We start from the raw sequence: 19,164 nt of genomic DNA on the forward strand, positions 1-19,164 counted from the left end.
TATTGAAGTTTCCTAAAACAGTGAATAATTAGAAGGTGAGAATTTGTTAAAGATTATTATTCCCTCAATTCATGATCTGTTAGCAGTCTTATTTACTGGAATAAGTATTAAGTTAATGGATGATTATTTAGACCAGATTTTGGATAGACTACAAAATAAGAAGACTTTAGCTTTAAAATGGGGAAGAGCAACCCTTCCTTATACTTTATTATCTTTTTCGTTAGCTGTTGTTTTTAATTATTCCTGGGCTGTATCTTTATTTTGGGCCAGTTATATTTTAGGTATGGGATATGATTTAACTGATGAGTTACCAACTGGGCTTAAGGCTTACCAAGAAAGTCTCTTGCTTTTATTAATTGGCATTTATATATTACCAATCGAAAATTTTCTTTCTTCTTTATCAGTTATGGTTGGTATTCAGTTAATTGATGACTTAATAGATCTAAAATATGATAAAGAGGTTTACCGCAATAATTCTGTATATTTGTTAGGGAAACGGCAGGTTATTTTACTGCTTATTGCTGTATTGGCAATTGGAGTTTATTTTGACCCAAAAAAGACTTTAACTGTATTGGTGGTTACTCCCTTGATTGTATTATTGCTGGAAGATGAAACTGGGAGGGGAAGGAAAAATCAATGAGATTATAGTCTTTAGTTTCTTTATTATATTAGGAGTTGGATACTTAATTGGCTATTATTTTGGCCGTCAGGATGGAATTAAAAAAGGTAGAGTAAAAACAGAAATTTCACTGCGAGAAGAATCACTGCAGAAAGGGTACTGTGTTTTATGTAAGGATAATAAAAATATTCAAGCTTTGCAGGAAAAAAATAGAGACATCTAGAAGTAATTAATATAAATATATAAAGGGGGCTCTATATCAATATGACGTCTCAAATCAATCTCCAGGATAGCTTTTTAAATCAAGTCCGCCGTGAAGATATTACTGTTACAGTTTATCTAGTAAATGGCTTTCAGTTAAGTGGAAAGGTAACCGGTTTTGATAATTTTACAGTTATTTTAGATACTGATGACCAGCAACAGATGATTTATAAACATGCTATTTCTACTATTACTCCAGAAAAAGCTGTTGAAAGTTTATTTAAATCCAATAATGGTACAGATTAGAGTAATTAATAGCATTGGAATTAAGAAAAACGGTTGATAGACAATTCTATCAACCGTTTTTATAATAGGCTTTATAATATAATTTAGGAAATTATTCAAAATTGGTGGTGAAATTTAATGAAGAGACTTGATATAGTTTTAGTTTTGATCATATTATTGGTTTTTGGAGTGTTTAATAATTCAGCAATCAGTAAAAGTAAATATCAATCTGAATGGAAGGATTTGATTGAAACTAACCAAAAGTTAATCAAGCAAGAAGAGAAAGATAACCCAAAAAATATTAAGGCCCATTTTCGTTTAGGGGTTGCCTATGCTAATTTAGGAAAGATTGATTTAGCCAAAGAAGAGTTTGATTTTCTTGATGAGTTGGATGAAAAGAAGGAAGATAAAGAATTAAAGAAGCTGACCAAATATTATGAAAAGCAGCTTGATGAAACTTCCAGTGGTCCTCTTTTACTTAATTATTTAGGTTTTGCTTATTATGCTGATCATAATTATGAATCATCATTACAGATATTTAAGAAGATAGTTAAAAAAGATTCGGAAAATATCTGGTCTCATAATTATTTAGCAACTGTCTATGGTAAGTTAGGAAAGTATGATAAAGCTGAGAAGGTATTAAAAAGATCGATGGAAATTAGGGATGATGATTATACTCATTTTCTATTAGGAGCTGTTTATTATAAACAGGGAAGTATATTTAAGGCCTTATACCATGTAGGAAAATCAGGCAGTGTAGCTACTAAATTATTGGATTAACTTTTCGTTAGATGACCCTCCCCCAATTTGTTAGACACCCAGTTAAGCGATATAATAGAAGTAACGGAGGTGCTACAATTGGGAGAAAAACGAAAAAGTTATACAGAAGAATTCAAAAAAGATGCTGTTGAACTATCAAATAGATCAGATAAAACAGTTAAAGATGTATCTGAAAATCTTGATATACCCTATGGAACTTTAGTTAGATGGCGTCGAGAGTATAAAGATAAAGGTGATCTTGCTTTTCCAGGCCATGGCAAACAGAAACTAACTTCTGAACAAAAAGAAATTCAAAGACTAAAAAAAGAATTAAAAGATGCTAAAACAGAGCGTGATATTTTAAAAAAGGCCGTAAGCATCTTCTCGAACGAACCGAAGTAATTTACGGTTTTATCAGGGACCACAGTGATCAATTTACTGTGGTGAAGATGTGTCAGGTTTTAGAGGTGTCCCGCTCTGGATATTATAAATGGTTAAATAGAAAACCATCTCAAAGAGAAAAAATAAATAAAAAATTAAAACTTAAAATAGCTGAAATTTACTGGCAGCATAATGGAACATATGGTAGCCCTAGAATTCATAGAGTGCTGCGAAAAGAGGGTTATACAGTGAACATTAAAAGAGTTGCTAGGTTAATGCGGATAATGGGTTTAAAAGCAATTCAAAAAAGAAAGTTTAAAAGAACTACCAATTCAAATCATGACTTACCTTTAAAAGAAAATCTCCTAAAAAGGGATTTTGATATAGATAAACCAGATAAAGTCTGGGTCTCTGATATTACTTATATATCAACTAAAAAGGGTTGGCTTTACCTGGCAGTTGTAATTGATCTCTATTCAAGAAAAGTAGTTGGCTATTCTATGAGTAAAAGAATAAATACAGATTTAATAATGTCAGCAACTAAGATGGCTATAAGTCGCCGCAACCCTGAAGCAGGACTTATATTCCACTCTGATAGAGGTAGCCAGTATGCAAGCCACAAATTACAGAATTTATTTAAACAGCATAGCATTAGATCCTCAATGAGTCGTAAAGGTGACTGTTGGGATAATGCAGTTGCTGAGAGTTTCTTTGGTAGTTTGAAGACTGAGTTAGTTTATCATAAAAAGTATTTAACCAGAAATCAAGCTAGGTTAGATATATTTGAATATATTGCTGGTTACTATAATAAAGTTAGGCTACATTCATATTTGAATTATATGAGTCCGAAAAACTACGAGAAAGAGAGAAAAATGGCTTAATATAGTGTCTAATTTAATGGGGGAACCTCAGTTTTGGGGTGTTGGAGATGGAACTAGATATATTACATGTAGATATGGATGTCTTTTATGCAGCTATAGAGATAAGAGATAATCCTGAATTAAAGGACAAGCCGGTGATTATCGGTGGGACAAGTAAACAGGGAGTGGTAAGTACTGCTTCCTATGAAGCCCGAAAGTATGGGATTCATTCTGCTATGCCGATTTTTAAGGCTAAACAGCTCTGTCTAAGATGAGGTATTAAAAAAGAAAATTAGATTAATTGGTGTCTCTTTATCCAATTTAAAGCGAAATATTTATCAACAACTAAAGCTATTTAATTGATAAGAATATAGAAAAGGAGGCAATTTATGCAGGAACGTATATTTAAAGAAGAACCAATGGTTAATATAAAGCAATATATTAATAGCGATCGATTTAATGTTTATCAGCGTAATGAAGCAGGTTTAACTCCTTTGATGCTTGCGGCTAGGGATAATTCTAGTATTGATGTTGTAATATCTTTAATTAAACAGGGAGCCGAAGTAAATAATCGGGATGAAACCGGCCGAACTGCTTTGATGTATGCTGCAGAAGAGAATCCTAATCCTTATCTGGCAGCTACTTTAATTGAGCAGGGAGCAAAGGTTAATGTAGAGGATAAGGATAATAGAACTGCATTAATGTATGCTGCTCAAGATAATTTAAATCCCCAAGTGATCAAGATTTTAATGGATAATGGAGCTGAAGTTAATGCTCAGGATAAAGATGAAAGAATCTCTTTAATGTTTGCTGCGTATAAGAATGATAATCCGGAAGTTATAACTACTTTAATTAATAATGGAGCTAAATTAGAGGCTAGAGATAAATATGGACGGACTGCTTTGATGTATGCGGCAGCCAGTAATTTTAATTTGGATATCATTACTGCTTTAATTTATAACGGAGCTAAGATTGAAGTTAGAGAAGAAAGCGGTAAGACGGCATTAATGGTTGCTGCTGAATATAATTTAAATCCTGAAGTTTTGATTGCTTTAATTGAAAATGGAGCTGAGATTAAGGCCAGGGATAAGGATGGATTAACGGCTCTAATGTATGCAGCATGCAAGAATGATAATCCGGAGATACTGGATCTTTTAATTGAACATGGAGCAAAGATTAAGGCCAGGGATAGGGATGGATTTACTGCTTTAATGTATGCGGCGGTGAATACTTCTAATCCAAAAATAATAACTACTTTAATTAATAATGATGCTGATGTAAAGGCTAGAGATAAAGACGGCTTAACACCTTTGATGTATGCAGCCCAGGGAAATCCTAATTCGAAGGTGATAACTACTTTACTTGATAATGGGGCAGCGATTGACGCTAGAGATAAAGACGGCTTTACGGTATTGATGTATGCGGCAGCAAATAATTCTGCTTCTGAAATAATAACTACTTTAATCAGTAGTGGAGCTGAAATAGAGGCTAAAGATAGTAATGAGAAGACAGTATTAATGTATGCTGCTCAACATAATCCGTATCCAGAAGTAATACTTACATTACTCAATAATGGAGCTGAAATTGATTGTTGTGATGTAGAAGGTAGAACACCTTTGATGTATGCTGCTGAGAATAAAAATACTAGAATACTTACTACTTTACTTAGTAATGGAGCAGAAGTTGGAGTTAAGGATGAAGAGGGAAGAACTGCTTTAATCTATGCTGCTCAAAACAGCTCTGATCCTGAGGTAATAAAGACTTTACTTAATAATGGATCAGAAATTAATATTCGGGATGATAAAGAGAAGACACCGTTAATCCATGCAGCAGAAAAAAATAGTAATCCGGAGGTAATTGAGGCTTTATTGGAGCATGGAGCCGATGCTAAGTTAGATAGTGCTGGAAAGGTAGCGATTGATTATGCTGATGAAAATCAGTCAATAAAGGATACAGAAATTTATTGGAGGTTGAATGATAAGAGTTTTAATTAATTTAGAGACTTGCACAAGATTAAAGCATAATTGATATATTGTTGCAGTTTCCATTTAGATCTAATATGATTTCATTCATGATATTGCGGGAATAGTCAATATGTATCCGCCGCTTGCCATTCGCTCGACGTCCTGTCTCACTCATTCTCAAAAACTGGCCCTCCGTCGTCCATGGTTTCGGGTTAGTTTTAAGAGTCGCTCTGGACACATATTGACTATTTGCAGCATAGAAATTTCATTGATCTGGTTTTAAACACGTCCCTTTAAATAATTTTGCGTAATTATTGTTGATATATTTCAAAAAGCAACTTAAAGCAGACCCAAATAAAAGAATTATTAGCATATAAAGTGGAAATTTTAAGTTATAGCTCTAAGTATAATTTATTGCTAATTGATAAGGTCTGATTTTGGCAGCGTTTGAAATATATCAACTCTAAACTGCAACAATATATCAATATAGTTACACCTTCATCTGTAACATTAATTCAGAATACGATCTATATCTCTAGAGGTAATGCCACCGGTTGTAATTAAGATTGCTAAATACCCAGTCATCCCAATACTTACGGCTAAAAAAGTGCTTAATAGATTATTCTGACTTAACTGCCAGAAATATTGATAAATTGACGTTAGGCTAGCAGCTAAGAGTCCAGCAGCCAAAAATGGTTTTATAATTAGCTGTTTAAGATTTAAAGTTAAATCTACTTTTCTGTAAATAGCAACAAAATGCAGCATAGCAATTACTATAAATCTAACGGTAATGGCAAGAATTGCTCCTTTTAGCCCAATATCCGGTTGGCTGACTAAGAAATAGATTAAGACTACTTCAAAAATAAGTCCTACTATAGAGTTAATAACTACTATATTGGGATCACCCAACCCTTGAAGAATTCCTTTTAGAATCTGTAATAGATATAAAAAGATTGCTCCCAGCGCAAATAACTGCAGAATTGAACCTGCCTGCGGATAGCCAAAGAGAAGACTACAGATCTTTTCTGGCAGCAAGAAGAAGATCACTGCTGCCGGTAATCCGGTGTAAATAGTTAACCTCAATGCCTGCTGGTAGTGGTCCTGGAATCGTTTATGATTGTTGGCAGAAATAGCTTCGGAAACTGCTGGAATCAGACTGGAAGTAACGGCTACAGTAATTACAGTTGGCAGATGAACAATCTGGAGAACCATACCTGACAGCTGTCCATAGAGGCTAGTAGCTTCTGTAACGGAATAACCGGCTGCCTGTAGTTGGGCTGGAATCAAGATAGCTTCTAAACTGTAGATTAAAGAAGCGACTACTTTACCTATAGTAATAGGAAATCCGAACTTAATTAATTCCTTAAATAGATTCCAATTAGTTTTTATATCGATAGTAGGCTGTATCTGCTTAATGATATCTGTTTTTACTTTAAAGAAAATTAACAACAATGTAAGCAGACCCAAACCCTCACCGGCACTAATTCCTAATGCTGCACCGGTAACCTGGTATTTAAGCTGATAATCCAACAAAGCTTTAATCACGACTAAAGTAACAATGATTCTAGTTATCTGTTCTACAATTTGTGAAGTAGCTGTCGGAATCATCATTCTAAGGCCCTGAAAGAAGCCACGAAACATAGAAGCTATAGCTACAAAGAATAAGGCAGGAGCAATGGCTTTGAGTAAAAGTTCTGTTTTAGCATTATTTAAAACTTTATTAGCTACAAATGGTGCATTGAAATAGAGGATAATAGCAAAGAAACTACCGGTAATTACAGCAAATATTACAGCTATCTTAAGTATTTTTAAGATTTCATGGTAGTTGTTCTGGCTAATTCTTTCTGAAACAAACTTAGATATAGCTACTGAAAAACCAAAAGTAGCAAGAATGGAAAAAGTGATAAAGACAGGGAAGACCATCTGAAAGAGTCCGATACCTTGGTCCCCAATGATTCGAACCAGAACTAACCTTAATCCAAATCCTAGAGTGCGATTTATAAGCCCAGCAATCATCAAGACAAAAGCGCCTTGGAGCAATGTCTGTTTTTTAAAGATAACAGCTTCCTCCTTTATAAATTACGATAGTTACAGTTAATTATATTCAATTAAAAATGATTAAATTAATTGAATGACTGATATTTCTAAGTGAAGGAAGCTGTTAATAGTGATTTACATATCCGGCATTTCATCAATTGCACTTTTTCGCTGTTCTTTATCAGTATGGGTGTAGATTTGAGTAGTGGAGATATCACTGTGGCCTAATAGGTCCTGTAATACTCTCAAATCTTTAGTCTTCTGATAGAGCAGAGAAGCAAAGGTATGTCTTAGTTTATGAGGAGTTATCTTGCTTGCATTTCGAACGCCGGCTTTTTTAGCATATTTTTTGACCATCTTTTGAATAGTACGAACAGAAATTCTTCTTCTTTGATTAGATAAAAATAAAGCTTGGCGTGCATCTTGGTTTTTAGGAGTAATTTTATTTCTATCAGGTAGATAATCTTTAATTGCCGTAAGAGCTTCTTGATGTAAAGGTACATAACGTTCTTTGTTTCCTTTGCCGAAGAACTTTATAGATTGATCTTCATAATTTATATCATCAAGATTTAGATTAACTAATTCTGAGATCCTTAAACCACTATATAAGAATAATTTATTGATAGCTAAGTCTCTACTGCAGTATTTAGAATTATAGTTTTTAATAGCCTCAAGATATTTCTCCATGTTTTTTTCGTTGAGATAGATGGGTTCTGATTTTAATTCTGATTTACTGGCTTCAATGGAATCAGTAGGATTATTTTTGATTATGTTTCGTTTTTTAAGATATTCAAAGAACGAACGTAAGCTATATAATTTTCTATTTCTAGCTTCTGGGCTATTATCTTTTACTAATATAATATCACTTAGAAATTCACTTACTTCAAATCGATTAATGTTAGTTACATTTAATTCTTCTAAGTTGCAATCAAATTCTTTTTCAAGATATCTACCAAATACTGATAAATCATGCTTATAATGGTTTACAGTAGATTCAGAATATCCACGTTCCGCAATTAAGTATTTAGTAAAGCTATTAATTGCTTTGTGATATGTTAAATTTCTCATTATTTTGTCCTCCTTAGTTTATTTTCTTCTAAACCTTCGTTAAATATATGTTTAACGAAGGTTATTATATTATAAAACTTTATGATTAAGTTTTATTTCATTGATACGGTTTTTGCCTATACCACAAATACTCTTTATCAAATCAAAATTATCTGTAATTGTTAATAATGTTTTGATAAAGAGTTGTCTTAAGTTATTAGCAGTTAGTTTAAAATTTAATTTATCCTCTATTATAGAACGATACTTTGCAATTACCATCTGCAAAGATCTATGATTCATTCTATTACCTCGTGTAGAAACAAATAAGGGTTTATTTTGAGATTCAATATTATTCTGTATATGTCTTTCTAGTGTTGGTATTAATTCTTTATTTATTGGCATTAAGTGAGTTTCATTGTTTCTAGTAAATATTAATGCTCTTTTGGATAAATCTATATCTTTATAATCTAAATCTATTAATTCTGAAGTTCTTAAACCAGTATAAGAGATTAATTTTATTGCTAGTGAATTTCTTATCCAATTTGTTTTTTGTTCTGTTTTAATAGTTTGAAAAAGTTTATTGATATTCTTTGGAAGGTATTGATCTACTTTTTGAATAATTTCTTTTTTATCTTGGAAAGTTATTGCTTGGCTTTTAGATTGTAACTTTCCAAGCCATTCACTATAAATATCAAGGTAATATTCTAAGTCTACTCCTGCTTTTTCAACATGCTTTGTATTTGAAAAACTTAATTCTGGTAATTCTACAGTCAACGGACAATTAAATTTATTTTCCTTATTATTACATGGGTTATATTTATTTATATAAAATATTTCATACATTGCTAATTCATAGTTATTATTAACTTTAGCATAATCATAGTATCTTATATTTTTGCGCCAAAATGAATCAAGATTGTACTTTTTGTAATTACTAAAATGGGTTCTGATTCTTAATTCTATTCTTTCCAATTTAGTCCTTCCAATATAAATTATCTCCTTATCTTTATTATATAATCGATAAATATACACTTCATTTTCCTCCAATTTAATCATAAATAGATTTAACAAAAAAGCAACCACTGTAAATGGTTGCTTTCATAAATGATTATTCATATTTGATATCTGAAACTTCAATGGCTCTAAATTCTTGATTACCCTCTATGCATTCCATGCAGTTATCACATATTTTGGTTTCGTCGAGGTCACAATAATTACATTCCCCGCAGTCAGTACAGGGTTTATGTTCTAGCACACACTCAGATATTTTCGATGTACTCATTTATCCAACCCTACCTTTTTGAGATTAGAATTTTTAATGCACCATTTTTATTATACCATATGTCTATTACATAATATACTATTCATGAAGAAAAAAATTGTGAATATTAATTGAAATCTTCTGTATTTATGTTTATTTTATATTTTAAATTAATATCCTGCAAATTTCAAGGGGTAATTAAGTTTTGGGAATTTTAATTACCTCTCCCGGATAAAGTTTAGCAGAAGATAAATCATTAATTTCTCTAATCTGATATACCTTCTTTCTAAGATCTACTTCTGTAGAATAACGCAGATGAAAATTAATACTAAACTAAAAATTACTTTTTTAGAAAATAGATGATTACTTTTCTTATTCTGGTCTGCTGGATAGTAATTGATAACTCTTTTTTTCATTATATCTCCCTCCTACTGTTGATCCGTATAGAACATAAGTTTCCAGAACATGTGTTCTAATAATATTATATCCGAACATCTGTTCTGTGTCAAGTCCGAATCGAACAGAAGTTTGCTTTTGTAAATTAGTTATGATATAATATACAAGCAATTTCAGGCAAGGAGGTAAAGATAATGGAAGACTTATCAGCTAGACAGCAGCAGATCCTTAATTTTATAATTGAAGAGATAAACCAGAAAGGCTACCCCCCTTCTGTTCGAGAAATAGCCGATGCAGTAGGATTGAGCTCTCCTTCAACAGTACACTCTCACTTAACAACTTTAGAAGAGAAAGACTACATTCGTAAAGATCCAACTAAACCGCGGGCAATTGAAGTTCTGCATGAACCAATAAGTGAAGAAGAAACAGAAAAAGAGATGGTGAATATCCCTCTATTGGGTAGAGTAACAGCCGGAAAACCTATCTTGGCTGTCGAAAATATTGAAGATACTTTTCCTATATCATTGGAGTATATCAGTGATACTACAGATCAGTTGTTTATGCTTACTGTCGAAGGTGAAAGTATGATTGAAGCAGGAATTTTAGATGGAGACTATGTTATTGTAAAGCAGCAGAATACTGCCCAGAATAGAGATATTGTTGTAGCCTTATTGGATAAAGAAGTTACTGTTAAACGCTTTTTTAAAGAAGAAGACCATATCAGACTACAGCCAGAAAATGAAACTATGGAGCCTATTATTACTTCTGATGTTCAGATTTTGGGGAAAGTAGTTGGAGTTTATCGTCAACTTAGCTAAGTTATTAATAATACCTCATTAGTAGCAAACCTGTACTAATTAATGTAATTAAATATATAAAATAATTACCAAATCTGCTGTAAACTGTTTTTTCTGGCTCTTTTATTCTTAAGTTATAAGTAAAAGTCTTAGCTTGAAAGGGAGTAATCTGTTTTACAACTCTTCCCTGAGCATTAATTACACCGCTAATACCTGTATTACTTACTTTAATGACCGGCTTTCGATTTTCTACTGCTCTAAAGATAGTCGACTGCCAAGTTTGAATTGGTCCACTACTTTTTTTAAACCAGGCTTCATTTGAAATATTGATTAGAAAATGATTATTAACTGCTAATTTACTGACTAAATCTGGATTCAGAATTTCAGAACAGATAGGATTGCTCCAATTTATTCCTTGATAATTGAAATTATTTAACTTAGTTCCAGGAGTCTTATCATTGATCATCCCTCTTATAAATTTAGGAAAGTAATCTTTATAAGGAAGATACTCTCCAAAAGGAACAAGTTTTACTTTGCTATATTTATCTATAATATCTAAATTATAATTTATTAATAAAGCTTGATTATAAATGATACCATTAGTCTGGTTTAAAGCTCCTGTTAGCAAAGGTAAATTCCAGCTATCGATCTTTTGGAATAATTTCTTCTGCTGTAGACGACCATCATTCAATATGAAAGGAACTGCTGTTTCAGGCCAGATTATTAAGTCTATCTCTTTATTTGTTAGAAGCTCTTCAGTTAAATCTATATATTTATCAATTATCTTACTTTGATGGTTTCTATTCCATTTGATTTTTTGGCGAATATTAGGCTGCATCATTCCTAATCTTAAGGTCTTCTCTTTTTGATTCAACGGAGAATTAATATCTAACTTAACTATACCATACCCAACTGTAATTATTAAAATCAAACAACTGATTATAACTTCCTTTTTAGTTAAGATATTCTCTAATGCTAAATATAAAATCACTTTATAAATCAAAATATTAAGTAAAATTACCAAAAATGTAACTCCATAGACACCAACTAAATCAGCAATCTGGATTAATAACGGGAGATAGGCTTGGCTATAACCGATAATTCCAAAGGGTAGATTCTTAAAGGTTACTAATACGCGTAAGTATTCTAAAGTAGTCCAGGCAGTTGGAATTAATAAAAAACTCCAGATTCGATGATTTGTAAGTATATAATTGGCAGCTACAGAAAAGATACCGATAAAGAATGCCAATAGACTACATAATAAAACCACTGTTCCTATTGCTAGTATTATCGGTAAATCAAAAATCATCTGTGGATAAGCCAGCCAATAAAGAATGAATCCAAAGAATACTCCTCCGCTGATTACTCCACTCTTAAAAACCCCTTTAACTGACTGATTCTTGATAACCAATAATAAAGGTATTAATCCAATCCAATTTACAAAGTATAATTCAGGAAATTGAAAAGGTATTCCTAATAATATCCCGCTTAATATAGGCATTATAAATCTTGAACCTGATTTATTATACATACTTTAACTCCTAACTTTATCTTTGGAAGTTATTATACCATATCTTTTTAAGTAAATCTATTTAATTTTATAATCAAAAAAGGCTGCTTAAAGTATTTCTACTCTAAACAGCCTTATTACCCCATTTATCATTTAATTTTTAACTTGAACTTGCTTCGACAGTTTCTTGACTTTCAATTACCTCTTTACTTTCGCTAACTTCTTTTCCCAAAAGATTAACAGTTACGTATAATGCAATTAATCCTATAGGAACTAAAAATACAGCTGAAATTCCCAATCCAGCCGGTATAAATCCAAATACAACTGCAATTACTCCAGCCGTAATAGCATAAGGAATCTGAGTCTTGACATGATCAATATGATCAGCTGCTGAAGATGTTGAAGACATAATAGTTGTATCAGATATTGGAGAACAGTGGTCTCCAAAAACACAGCCTGTCAATACTGCTCCAATTGTCGGAGTTAAAGGAGCACCTAATTTAACTGCCATCGGAATAGCCAACGGCATAATAATTGCGTTCGCTCCCCAAGATGTACCAGTAGCAAAAGCAACAACACAGGGCAGTACAAACATCATTGTTGGTACTAAGAAGGGAGGAACAACACCTTTAGTTAATTTAACAATATAATTAGCAGTTCCTAATTCATCGATAACTCCACCTAAAGACCAGGCTAAAATTAAGATAGCTGAAGCAATAGCCAAAGACTTAGCCCCATCTATCCAGGCCTCCATCACTTCTTCAATCGAAAGTACTCTTTTGCCAAATGACATTAAAGCAGCAATTATAGTACCGCCGAAGGATGCCCAAAGCAGTACTACGCTGGAATCGGCATCGCCAAAGGCTTTACGAATAGTTGCTCCTTCTGCTCCTCCTCCATTGTACCACAGGCCTATCAAAGTAATTATTATTACTGAAACAATCGGAATAAAGGCATCATACCAATTTAAAGCATTTTCATCCGGAGTCTTCATTTCTGTTAATTCTTTGGAAGCCATAGGAGTTGCATCATCTCTAAGTAACTTTCCTTCTTTCCTAGCTCTCATTTCAGCATCATACATTGGGCCGTAATCTTTTCCTAAAGAAGCAATTATCAAGACTAAGAATAAAGCAAAGACACTATAGAAACGATACGGTACTGTCTGTAAAAAGGTTGCATAGATATTCCGTTCAATACCTAATTTAGTAAATGCATCCTGAATTAATCCCATTTCATATCCAACCCAGGTTGAGATTAATGCCATACTAGTAACAGGAGCAGCAGTACAGTCAACAATGTAGGCCAATTTTTCACGAGAAATCTTTAATTTATCAGTAATTGATCGCATTGTATTTCCTACAATTAAAGTATTAGCATAATCATCAAAAAAGATTAATAATCCCATAAACCAGGTTGCAATCTGGGCTTTACGAGCTGTCTTCGCCTTTTTAGCTAAATAATCAGCTACAGCTTGAGTTGCTCCCGAGCGACTTATAATACCAACCATACCGGCTAAAGTTAATAAGAATAATAATATTGATACATTCCAGGAATCAGTTAATGAATTAACCATATAAGTATCGACTGTTCTCATAAACCCAACTAATGGGTTGAAATCTGCTAAGATTGTTGCTCCCACTAAGATACCAATAAATAAAGAAATTAATACTTCTCTACTCCACCAAGCTAAAATAATAGCTAATAATGGCGGAAGAATAGATAATACACCATATTCACTCACAGTTCAGCCCTCCTTAATTAATTTGAATAATAAATAAAAAATCCTCATCTTTACTTAACTTAACATGAGATAGCACTTCACTAAAGATATATTTAGTGACAGTCTAATACCTATTAAGTATTAGCCCAACTCTAAAAGTTACAGAACTTCTAGAGTTTCGGCAGTTACCCTGTTTACTTCAAATCAAACTATACCTTAATTGCTTACTGAAGCTACTTGTGGCTAACTGCGCCTCTACCCCATCATTAGAGATGAGGTTAAATAATTATTACTTATTAAATTTCTAAAAGTAGTATAACATACATAAGTATTTTCTGCAACATATTTGACTTAATTTGGGTATATCCTAGACAATTTAGAATAAATTAGATACTTACAAGAAAAAATTATTCGCTTTCATTAAATTTTTTCTTGTAAGTATCTGAAATTGTCAAAAGTCCCTCTTCATTTTTGAGTGAAAATAACTCATTTGGAATTTCATAATCATCATATTCATCTTGGATTACTGTATAATAATCTCTTAAGATTTCAACAATTACTTCTTCTTCTGAAATTCCTTCTTCAAAAGATAATGTAGTAATGAAATTATCAATTTCTTCTGATAAGTAAATAGTTATCTCTCGGCTCATTCTTTCTCCTCCTTTACTATAAATTTCATTATTATTTTAACCACTAATTCAAAAAATATAATTTAGAAAGGAGGATATAGAAATTACATAACTAAATTACCAAGAGCATCTTTTAAAACAAAAATACCAATTACAATAAAAATCACTCCTGCTCCTAGTTGTAAATAGGATTCAGGAACATATTTAGTAATCATATTGCCAAAAAAAGCAGCAATTAAAGTTACAGTAATTAATGCAGCTGAAGCTCCTAAAAAAATGGGGATTGGTGATTCATTTTGAGTTACTAAAGTGAATACAGCTAATTGAGTTTTATCTCCTAATTCAGCTAAGAATAACATAGCATAAGTCGTAAAGAATAATTTCCAGTTCATAACTGTTAACGCTCCTTAATTATCAGTTTTAAGATAATTTTATTAAATTTAGTTTTACTTTATTATTAATTTAATCTTAAAAAACAGATTAAATTCAAAAATAAGAAAAAAAGCTAGATAATAATTAATTATTATCTAGCTTAGTCCTTGTCAGCTTTTCCACTCAAATCATAGATTTGGATAGAACTTGCTAAGTTCAGATATGCTGAGCATATCCTAAGAGTCAAATTGGTGATTCAGGTTAAAGAAAGAAAGTAACGAGTTCGCCTGACAAGATTACGCCCATTCTTACTGTAAAAAACAATAAGAACTACGAGTTATCTCATATGCTATCTTTTAAATTAGCTTTGTGTTTGATAAGTTCTTTTAATTGATAGAAAGCCCAAGAGTTCTTTTCATAATTATTCAAGGCATTATCATTAGTAATATTCTTTCTGATATTTTTTAAGCCTTCAAAGACAATCTATGATGTATAATATGATGCTTATCACTCAAAGTAATCACCTACTTTTTATCATAGTAAGAATCAAGAATATATCTAATCAATTCCGAACGAGAAATACCTTTTTTATCAGCAGTTTTGTCAAGTTTATCAATTAAAGGTTGTGGTAATGAAATTTGAGTTCTTTTCATTGTTATCATCACTCCTTACATCATATTATACATTATATTAATTAAAATGTCAACATTAAACATTAGAAAGACAGGTAAAAACCGTAGCAATTCCCCTCCATCCTATTTGCCTATTTGGATGGAGGGGAAAAGAAAAAATACTTCAAAAATAATAAGGGGTAAGGTCTAAAGACCTTACCCCTTATTAAATAGTTATTAATGGAAACTATTACCTGATAAATAATACATACCGGGAACTAGACAGGTTAAGATGCTAACAGCTATAGCATACCATCCGGTTAATTTCGCAGAAACCTTTTCGTTAAGGAAAGCTACAAATATAGCATACAAGATTATGTAACTACCCATCAAAATTAGCCAGACCTGATAGCCAGCTAGAGCCATATCTACAAAATAATAGGCGACGAAAATACCAAGCATTCCTAGAGCACTAGCCAGTGCATCCGTAGTCATTTCCTTGGCGAATATATAGCCTGCGTAAAGAAAAGTAATAGCAAATATCCAGACTAAGAATCCATCATATGCATTATTCAATAGGAAAATAAGTATTAGACCATTAATTAACTGGAAGAATCCGCCAATGAAAGTAGCTATTCCTGCAGTTTTTACTTTTCCATACCCCAAAGTTTCTGCACCTAAGACAAAGAGCACAAAGGCATCCACAAATAAAACAGCAGCAATGATAATTTCATACAACTTAATCACCCCTTTTTTGAAATTTCTTTATTGTATTAATATTATAACAAAATAACAAATGTTTGTCAAAATAATTTAAAAATTGGTAATAATGATCCCTCTTGTACCTAATTAAGAACTAAACTATTGTTTTAATTTATATAATCCTTTTTAACCCAAGTAAATCCTTAATTACAATCTGCTGGCGAGAAGTAGCAATTAAATCTTTTTCTTTTAATTTCTTTAAAACTCTAGAGATTGTTTCCCGAGAAGCTCCAACTAGGTTAGATAATTCTTGTTGGCTTAAAGACAGATTAATTTCTACTTGGTTTCTATTTTTACCATCAATACCATGTTCTTTAGCTAAATAGAGTAGAATACTAGCTGTTCTACTTTCGGTATTCTTTAATCCCAAATTTCTAATAGTCTGTTGGGCTCTTCTTAATCTTTTACTCATCACCTTTAAAATTTTTAATGCAATCTCTGGTACTTCTGTAATTAATCTTTCAATGTCTTTATTTCTCAAAATACCAATCTGTGAATCTTCCATAGCAATAGCTGTAGCTGGATAGTTACTTCCATCAAATAACACAACTTCAGCAAAAATTTCTCCCTGTTTAAGAATATGTAAAATCTGTTCTTCACCACTCTCTACTATTTTAGCAATTTTGACTTTGCCTGATTTAATAAAGAATAATCCTTCTCCTTTTTCTTCCTCGAAAAAGATAATCTCTCCTTCTTTATACTCACGTACAAACATTAGATTTACAATTTTATCTAAATTTTTCTCAGACAGCGTAGCAAAATAAGAAGAATTCTTCAATACTTTCTTTTCTATCATTAATTTTCCCTCCTTATATTTAACTATATTATTATTTATTTAAAAATAAAAAGCCCTATCTAGATAGATAAGGCTGAAATACTTATTTATTTAGTTCACCATTAACTCCAATTGTTACTACTTCTATATTCAAATTACTTTCTGCTTCAACCAGTGCTTCTTTTACTATTTTAACTAATCCGCTACAACAGGGAACCTCCATGCGGGCTATAGTAATACTATTTAGGTTATTATTTGCAATAATTGCTGATAACTTATTGACATAACTAGAAGCATTATCAAGTTTAGGACATCCCATTACTGCTATTTTATCTTTTAATAATTGTTGGTGATAATCACCATAAGCTGCTGGAACACAGTCTGCTGTTACTAATAAATTAGCATTTTCAAAATAAGGTGCTTCAGACGGCAATAAATGAATCTGAATGGGCCAGTTCTGTAATTGAGACTTAACTGTTACTTCATTATCTTGGTTTTCTTCTGTTTCCTTATTCATAACTTTTATTTTACTTCCAGGACAACTACAGCTAGATTCTTTCATTTTTTTGACATGCTCCTCAGTTGCTTCAGGATCAAATTCCTTAGCTGCTCTTTTTTCTATTGTTAAAGCTCCAGTAGGACAATTTCCAATACAGTCCCCTAAGCCATCACAGAATACTTCATTAACCAATTTTGCTTTACCATCAACAATCTTCAAAGCTCCTTCTTCACAGTCAACAACACAGTTACCACAACCATTACATTCTTCTTCATTGATTTTGATAATCGGTCTTTTTTTCATTATTATCACACTCCTGTTATATTATTATTAAATCTGATTAATATCTTTTCTATTTTTATAATATCTGTTTTGTAATTAACTTTCTGTTAAGTTCATCACAGAAGATTAATTAAATAGATTATTCTTTATTATTTTTATTGATAATAATGAGTAAAGTACCGGTATCAAATTTAATCGAAGCTTTCTTATCACGAATAATATTACTTAGTCCTAAGGTATTTCCTCGATAAAATGTTGTACCATCTAATTCATATTCAAAACCTGAAAGATGAATATTAGTTACCTTTTTAGTCAATGGTAATAAAGAAATAGTTCGGTTAATCTTGTTTTTGATAATCTTATTATCCTTTATTACTTCAATTATTTCTTCTGAACTTACTAATTTTATAGTAATATCTGATTGATGCAATCCCTCCAATAAATAAAGATTACCTAAAGAATGATCAAATCTTCCACCTAAGGCTGCAAAAATAATTATCTTCTTATATCCCTTTTTAATTAATTCTTCTATAACAAGCTGAGTATCAGTCTTATTCTTTCTAGCAGGATACTGCTGCCATTCTACATTTTGATTACGGTAATATTTAAGTATTTGTGAAGAAATCGAATCCAAATCTCCTAAAATTAAGTTAGGTTCAATTCCTAATCGATATGTATACTCTGTTCCTCCATCAGCACAAACAATAAAATCATCATTATTAATGTAATCTTGATAAAACTTATCCCGTCCTTTTAATTCGCCATTAGCAAATAAAATAACTCGCTTCATTCTCTCACTTCCTTATTTAGTAGCAATAAAGCTTGATGATGATTTAACCAAAAAGATCATAACAATAATTGTAATTAAAATTTCTGGCAGCATATAACTAGCATTATAACCTAAAGAATATAGCCAGACATTCTGTCCTTTTGGAGTATACTCTCCAAAAAAGATAACTCCAGAGATAATATGTATCAAAAGCCGAAATCCCCCGGCTAATATAACACTACTAAAGATCAATATTCCATTTTCTTTTAAGTTATTCTTATCGATCCAGTTATGAATTATTCCTGCTAATCCTAAACTACCAAAAGCTACTGGATAATCCAAAATGGCCTGTAAGGGATAAAATATTTTAGCTCCCAATATCAACTGGAGAATTCCATACATACCTCCTAATGTAATCCCTTCTTTTAACCCCCAACGCAGAGCAATAAAAAAGATAGGAATCATCTCTAATGAAACAGAACCACCTTGAGGTAATTGATAAATACGGACAAAATTTAGGATTGTAGCTAAAGCCAATGCAATTCCTAATTCAGTTAATCTTCTTACTTTTTGATCATTCATATAAATTTCCTCCCTAATATTTAATTATTATAGAAAGTGAATAAAA

The 19,164-nt window shown here is 31.8% G+C and carries 23 protein-coding genes, 1 pseudogene and 1 riboswitch; of the genes and pseudogenes, 8 read left to right on the forward strand and 16 right to left on the reverse strand.

The genetic code is table 11. The features are described 5' to 3' along the window. Positions 1–115: 115 nt before the first annotated feature. The 7 genes and pseudogenes from acear_RS06060 to acear_RS06095 all read left to right on the forward strand — a co-directional run bounded on the left by acear_RS06060 (position 116) and on the right by acear_RS06095 (position 5,099). Positions 116–640: a hypothetical protein gene (locus acear_RS06060; RefSeq protein WP_148217685.1), complete on the forward strand. Its 525-nt coding sequence runs from the start codon at positions 116–118 to the stop codon at positions 638–640. Continuing rightward, positions 609–842 (forward strand): hypothetical protein, encoded by a 234-nt coding sequence (locus tag acear_RS06065; protein WP_013278130.1) that lies wholly within the window; start codon positions 609–611, stop codon positions 840–842. Before acear_RS06060 ends, acear_RS06065 begins: the two co-directional genes overlap by 32 nt. Before the next feature lie 41 nt (positions 843–883). Next, positions 884–1,126, forward strand: coding sequence for an RNA chaperone Hfq (gene hfq, locus acear_RS06070; RefSeq protein ID WP_013278131.1), 243 nt, complete (start codon positions 884–886; stop codon positions 1,124–1,126). A 117-nt stretch (positions 1,127–1,243) separates the two neighbouring features. Then, positions 1,244–1,885, forward strand: coding sequence for a tetratricopeptide repeat protein (locus tag acear_RS06075; protein WP_013278132.1), 642 nt, complete (start codon positions 1,244–1,246; stop codon positions 1,883–1,885). Positions 1,886–1,963: 78 nt separating this feature from the next. Then, positions 1,964–3,126 (forward strand): IS3 family transposase gene (locus acear_RS06085; protein ID WP_148217686.1). Its coding sequence is split into 2 segments (ribosomal slippage): positions 1,964–2,237 and positions 2,237–3,126, totalling 1,164 coding nucleotides; the frame shifts between segments, so codons are not numbered across the junction. Positions 3,127–3,173: 47 nt separating this feature from the next. After that, positions 3,174–3,371: pseudogene (locus tag acear_RS06090) on the forward strand (Y-family DNA polymerase); the annotation flags it as partial. 123 nt (positions 3,372–3,494) lie between these two features. Then, on the forward strand, positions 3,495–5,099 hold the full coding sequence (locus acear_RS06095; protein WP_013278136.1) for an ankyrin repeat domain-containing protein: 1,605 nt from the start codon (positions 3,495–3,497) through the stop codon (positions 5,097–5,099). 19 nt (positions 5,100–5,118) lie between these two features. Here acear_RS06095 and acear_RS12935 read toward each other — a convergent pair whose 3' ends face one another. From acear_RS12935 to acear_RS12940, 6 genes are all read right to left on the reverse strand, one after another. Beyond that, the gene (locus acear_RS12935) at positions 5,119–5,244 is read right to left on the reverse strand and encodes a hypothetical protein (RefSeq protein ID WP_280956759.1); all 126 of its coding nucleotides are present in this window, start codon (positions 5,242–5,244) and stop codon (positions 5,119–5,121) included. A 335-nt stretch (positions 5,245–5,579) separates the two neighbouring features. Then, entirely contained in the window at positions 5,580–7,109 is a 1,530-nt protein-coding gene (gene spoVB / locus acear_RS06100) for a stage V sporulation protein B (protein ID WP_280956760.1), read from the reverse strand. 132 nt (positions 7,110–7,241) lie between these two features. Continuing rightward, positions 7,242–8,174, reverse strand: coding sequence for a site-specific tyrosine recombinase/integron integrase (gene xerA, locus acear_RS06105; protein ID WP_013278138.1), 933 nt, complete (start codon positions 8,172–8,174; stop codon positions 7,242–7,244). Between the two features lie 69 nt (positions 8,175–8,243). After that, on the reverse strand, positions 8,244–9,185 hold the full coding sequence (locus tag acear_RS06110; protein WP_013278139.1) for a tyrosine-type recombinase/integrase: 942 nt from the start codon (positions 9,183–9,185) through the stop codon (positions 8,244–8,246). A 76-nt stretch (positions 9,186–9,261) separates the two neighbouring features. After that, a complete protein-coding gene (locus acear_RS12550) occupies positions 9,262–9,435 on the reverse strand; it encodes a hypothetical protein (RefSeq protein WP_013278140.1) in 174 nt (57 codons plus the stop codon). 272 nt (positions 9,436–9,707) lie between these two features. Next, the gene (locus acear_RS12940; protein WP_280956761.1) at positions 9,708–9,830 is read right to left on the reverse strand and encodes a hypothetical protein; all 123 of its coding nucleotides are present in this window, start codon (positions 9,828–9,830) and stop codon (positions 9,708–9,710) included. Positions 9,831–10,004: 174 nt separating this feature from the next. Here acear_RS12940 and lexA point away from each other — a divergent pair, with 174 nt between their 5' ends. Further along, positions 10,005–10,628, forward strand: a complete 624-nt coding sequence (gene lexA / locus acear_RS06115; protein ID WP_013278141.1) for a transcriptional repressor LexA — start codon at positions 10,005–10,007, stop codon at positions 10,626–10,628. Positions 10,629–10,632: 4 nt separating this feature from the next. Here lexA and lnt read toward each other — a convergent pair whose 3' ends face one another. The 10 genes from lnt to thiT form a co-directional block, all read right to left on the reverse strand. Then, on the reverse strand, positions 10,633–12,138 hold the full coding sequence (gene lnt / locus acear_RS06120; protein ID WP_013278142.1) for an apolipoprotein N-acyltransferase: 1,506 nt from the start codon (positions 12,136–12,138) through the stop codon (positions 10,633–10,635). A gap of 139 nt (positions 12,139–12,277) precedes the next feature. After that, positions 12,278–13,858, reverse strand: a complete 1,581-nt coding sequence (locus acear_RS06125; RefSeq protein ID WP_013278143.1) for a Na+/H+ antiporter NhaC family protein — start codon at positions 13,856–13,858, stop codon at positions 12,278–12,280. Between the two features lie 62 nt (positions 13,859–13,920). Next, positions 13,921–14,103, reverse strand: a riboswitch (Lysine riboswitch). Positions 14,104–14,244: 141 nt separating this feature from the next. Further along, positions 14,245–14,487: a hypothetical protein gene (locus acear_RS06130; RefSeq protein ID WP_013278144.1), complete on the reverse strand. Its 243-nt coding sequence runs from the start codon at positions 14,485–14,487 to the stop codon at positions 14,245–14,247. Between the two features lie 83 nt (positions 14,488–14,570). After that, positions 14,571–14,858: a TMEM165/GDT1 family protein gene (locus tag acear_RS06135; protein ID WP_013278145.1), complete on the reverse strand. Its 288-nt coding sequence runs from the start codon at positions 14,856–14,858 to the stop codon at positions 14,571–14,573. A 504-nt stretch (positions 14,859–15,362) separates the two neighbouring features. Continuing rightward, positions 15,363–15,491, reverse strand: a complete 129-nt coding sequence (locus tag acear_RS12355) for a CopG family ribbon-helix-helix protein (RefSeq protein WP_187286609.1) — start codon at positions 15,489–15,491, stop codon at positions 15,363–15,365. Positions 15,492–15,686: 195 nt separating this feature from the next. Further along, positions 15,687–16,187 carry an AmiS/UreI family transporter gene (locus tag acear_RS06140; RefSeq protein ID WP_013278146.1) on the reverse strand — a complete coding sequence of 167 codons (501 nt, stop codon included), beginning with the start codon at positions 16,185–16,187 and terminating at the stop codon, positions 15,687–15,689. 136 nt (positions 16,188–16,323) lie between these two features. Next, entirely contained in the window at positions 16,324–17,007 is a 684-nt protein-coding gene (locus acear_RS06145) for a Crp/Fnr family transcriptional regulator (RefSeq protein ID WP_013278147.1), read from the reverse strand. 82 nt (positions 17,008–17,089) lie between these two features. Continuing rightward, on the reverse strand, positions 17,090–17,788 hold the full coding sequence (locus acear_RS06150) for an ATP-binding protein (RefSeq protein ID WP_013278148.1): 699 nt from the start codon (positions 17,786–17,788) through the stop codon (positions 17,090–17,092). 118 nt (positions 17,789–17,906) lie between these two features. Further along, entirely contained in the window at positions 17,907–18,557 is a 651-nt protein-coding gene (locus acear_RS06155) for a thiamine diphosphokinase (protein WP_013278149.1), read from the reverse strand. Positions 18,558–18,569: 12 nt separating this feature from the next. After that, positions 18,570–19,118 (reverse strand): energy-coupled thiamine transporter ThiT, encoded by a 549-nt coding sequence (gene thiT / locus acear_RS06160; RefSeq protein WP_013278150.1) that lies wholly within the window; start codon positions 19,116–19,118, stop codon positions 18,570–18,572. Positions 19,119–19,164: the final 46 nt, after the last annotated feature.

Origin of the sequence: Acetohalobium arabaticum DSM 5501, assembly GCF_000144695.1 — a bacterium.
Classification (GTDB): Bacteria; Bacillota; Halanaerobiia; order Halobacteroidales; family Acetohalobiaceae; genus Acetohalobium; species Acetohalobium arabaticum.

Coding starts and splice junctions, on each gene's coding strand:
- acear_RS06060 (WP_148217685.1), top strand. CDS start 116: ATGGATGATTATTTAGACCAGATTTTGGATAGACTACAAAATAAGAAG.
- acear_RS06065 (WP_013278130.1), top strand. CDS start 609: ATGAAACTGGGAGGGGAAGGAAAAATCAATGAGATTATAGTCTTTAGT.
- hfq (WP_013278131.1), top strand. CDS start 884: ATGACGTCTCAAATCAATCTCCAGGATAGCTTTTTAAATCAAGTCCGC.
- acear_RS06075 (WP_013278132.1), top strand. CDS start 1,244: ATGAAGAGACTTGATATAGTTTTAGTTTTGATCATATTATTGGTTTTT.
- acear_RS06095 (WP_013278136.1), top strand. CDS start 3,495: ATGCAGGAACGTATATTTAAAGAAGAACCAATGGTTAATATAAAGCAA.
- acear_RS12935 (WP_280956759.1), bottom strand. CDS start 5,244: ATGAGTGAGACAGGACGTCGAGCGAATGGCAAGCGGCGGATACATATT.
- xerA (WP_013278138.1), bottom strand. CDS start 8,174: ATGAGAAATTTAACATATCACAAAGCAATTAATAGCTTTACTAAATAC.
- acear_RS12550 (WP_013278140.1), bottom strand. CDS start 9,435: ATGAGTACATCGAAAATATCTGAGTGTGTGCTAGAACATAAACCCTGT.
- acear_RS12940 (WP_280956761.1), bottom strand. CDS start 9,830: ATGAAAAAAAGAGTTATCAATTACTATCCAGCAGACCAGAATAAGAAA.
- lexA (WP_013278141.1), top strand. CDS start 10,005: ATGGAAGACTTATCAGCTAGACAGCAGCAGATCCTTAATTTTATAATT.
- lnt (WP_013278142.1), bottom strand. CDS start 12,138: ATGTATAATAAATCAGGTTCAAGATTTATAATGCCTATATTAAGCGGG.
- acear_RS06130 (WP_013278144.1), bottom strand. CDS start 14,487: ATGAGCCGAGAGATAACTATTTACTTATCAGAAGAAATTGATAATTTC.
- acear_RS06135 (WP_013278145.1), bottom strand. CDS start 14,858: ATGAACTGGAAATTATTCTTTACGACTTATGCTATGTTATTCTTAGCT.
- acear_RS12355 (WP_187286609.1), bottom strand. CDS start 15,491: ATGAAAAGAACTCAAATTTCATTACCACAACCTTTAATTGATAAACTT.
- acear_RS06145 (WP_013278147.1), bottom strand. CDS start 17,007: ATGATAGAAAAGAAAGTATTGAAGAATTCTTCTTATTTTGCTACGCTG.
- acear_RS06150 (WP_013278148.1), bottom strand. CDS start 17,788: ATGAAAAAAAGACCGATTATCAAAATCAATGAAGAAGAATGTAATGGT.
- acear_RS06155 (WP_013278149.1), bottom strand. CDS start 18,557: ATGAAGCGAGTTATTTTATTTGCTAATGGCGAATTAAAAGGACGGGAT.
- thiT (WP_013278150.1), bottom strand. CDS start 19,118: ATGAATGATCAAAAAGTAAGAAGATTAACTGAATTAGGAATTGCATTG.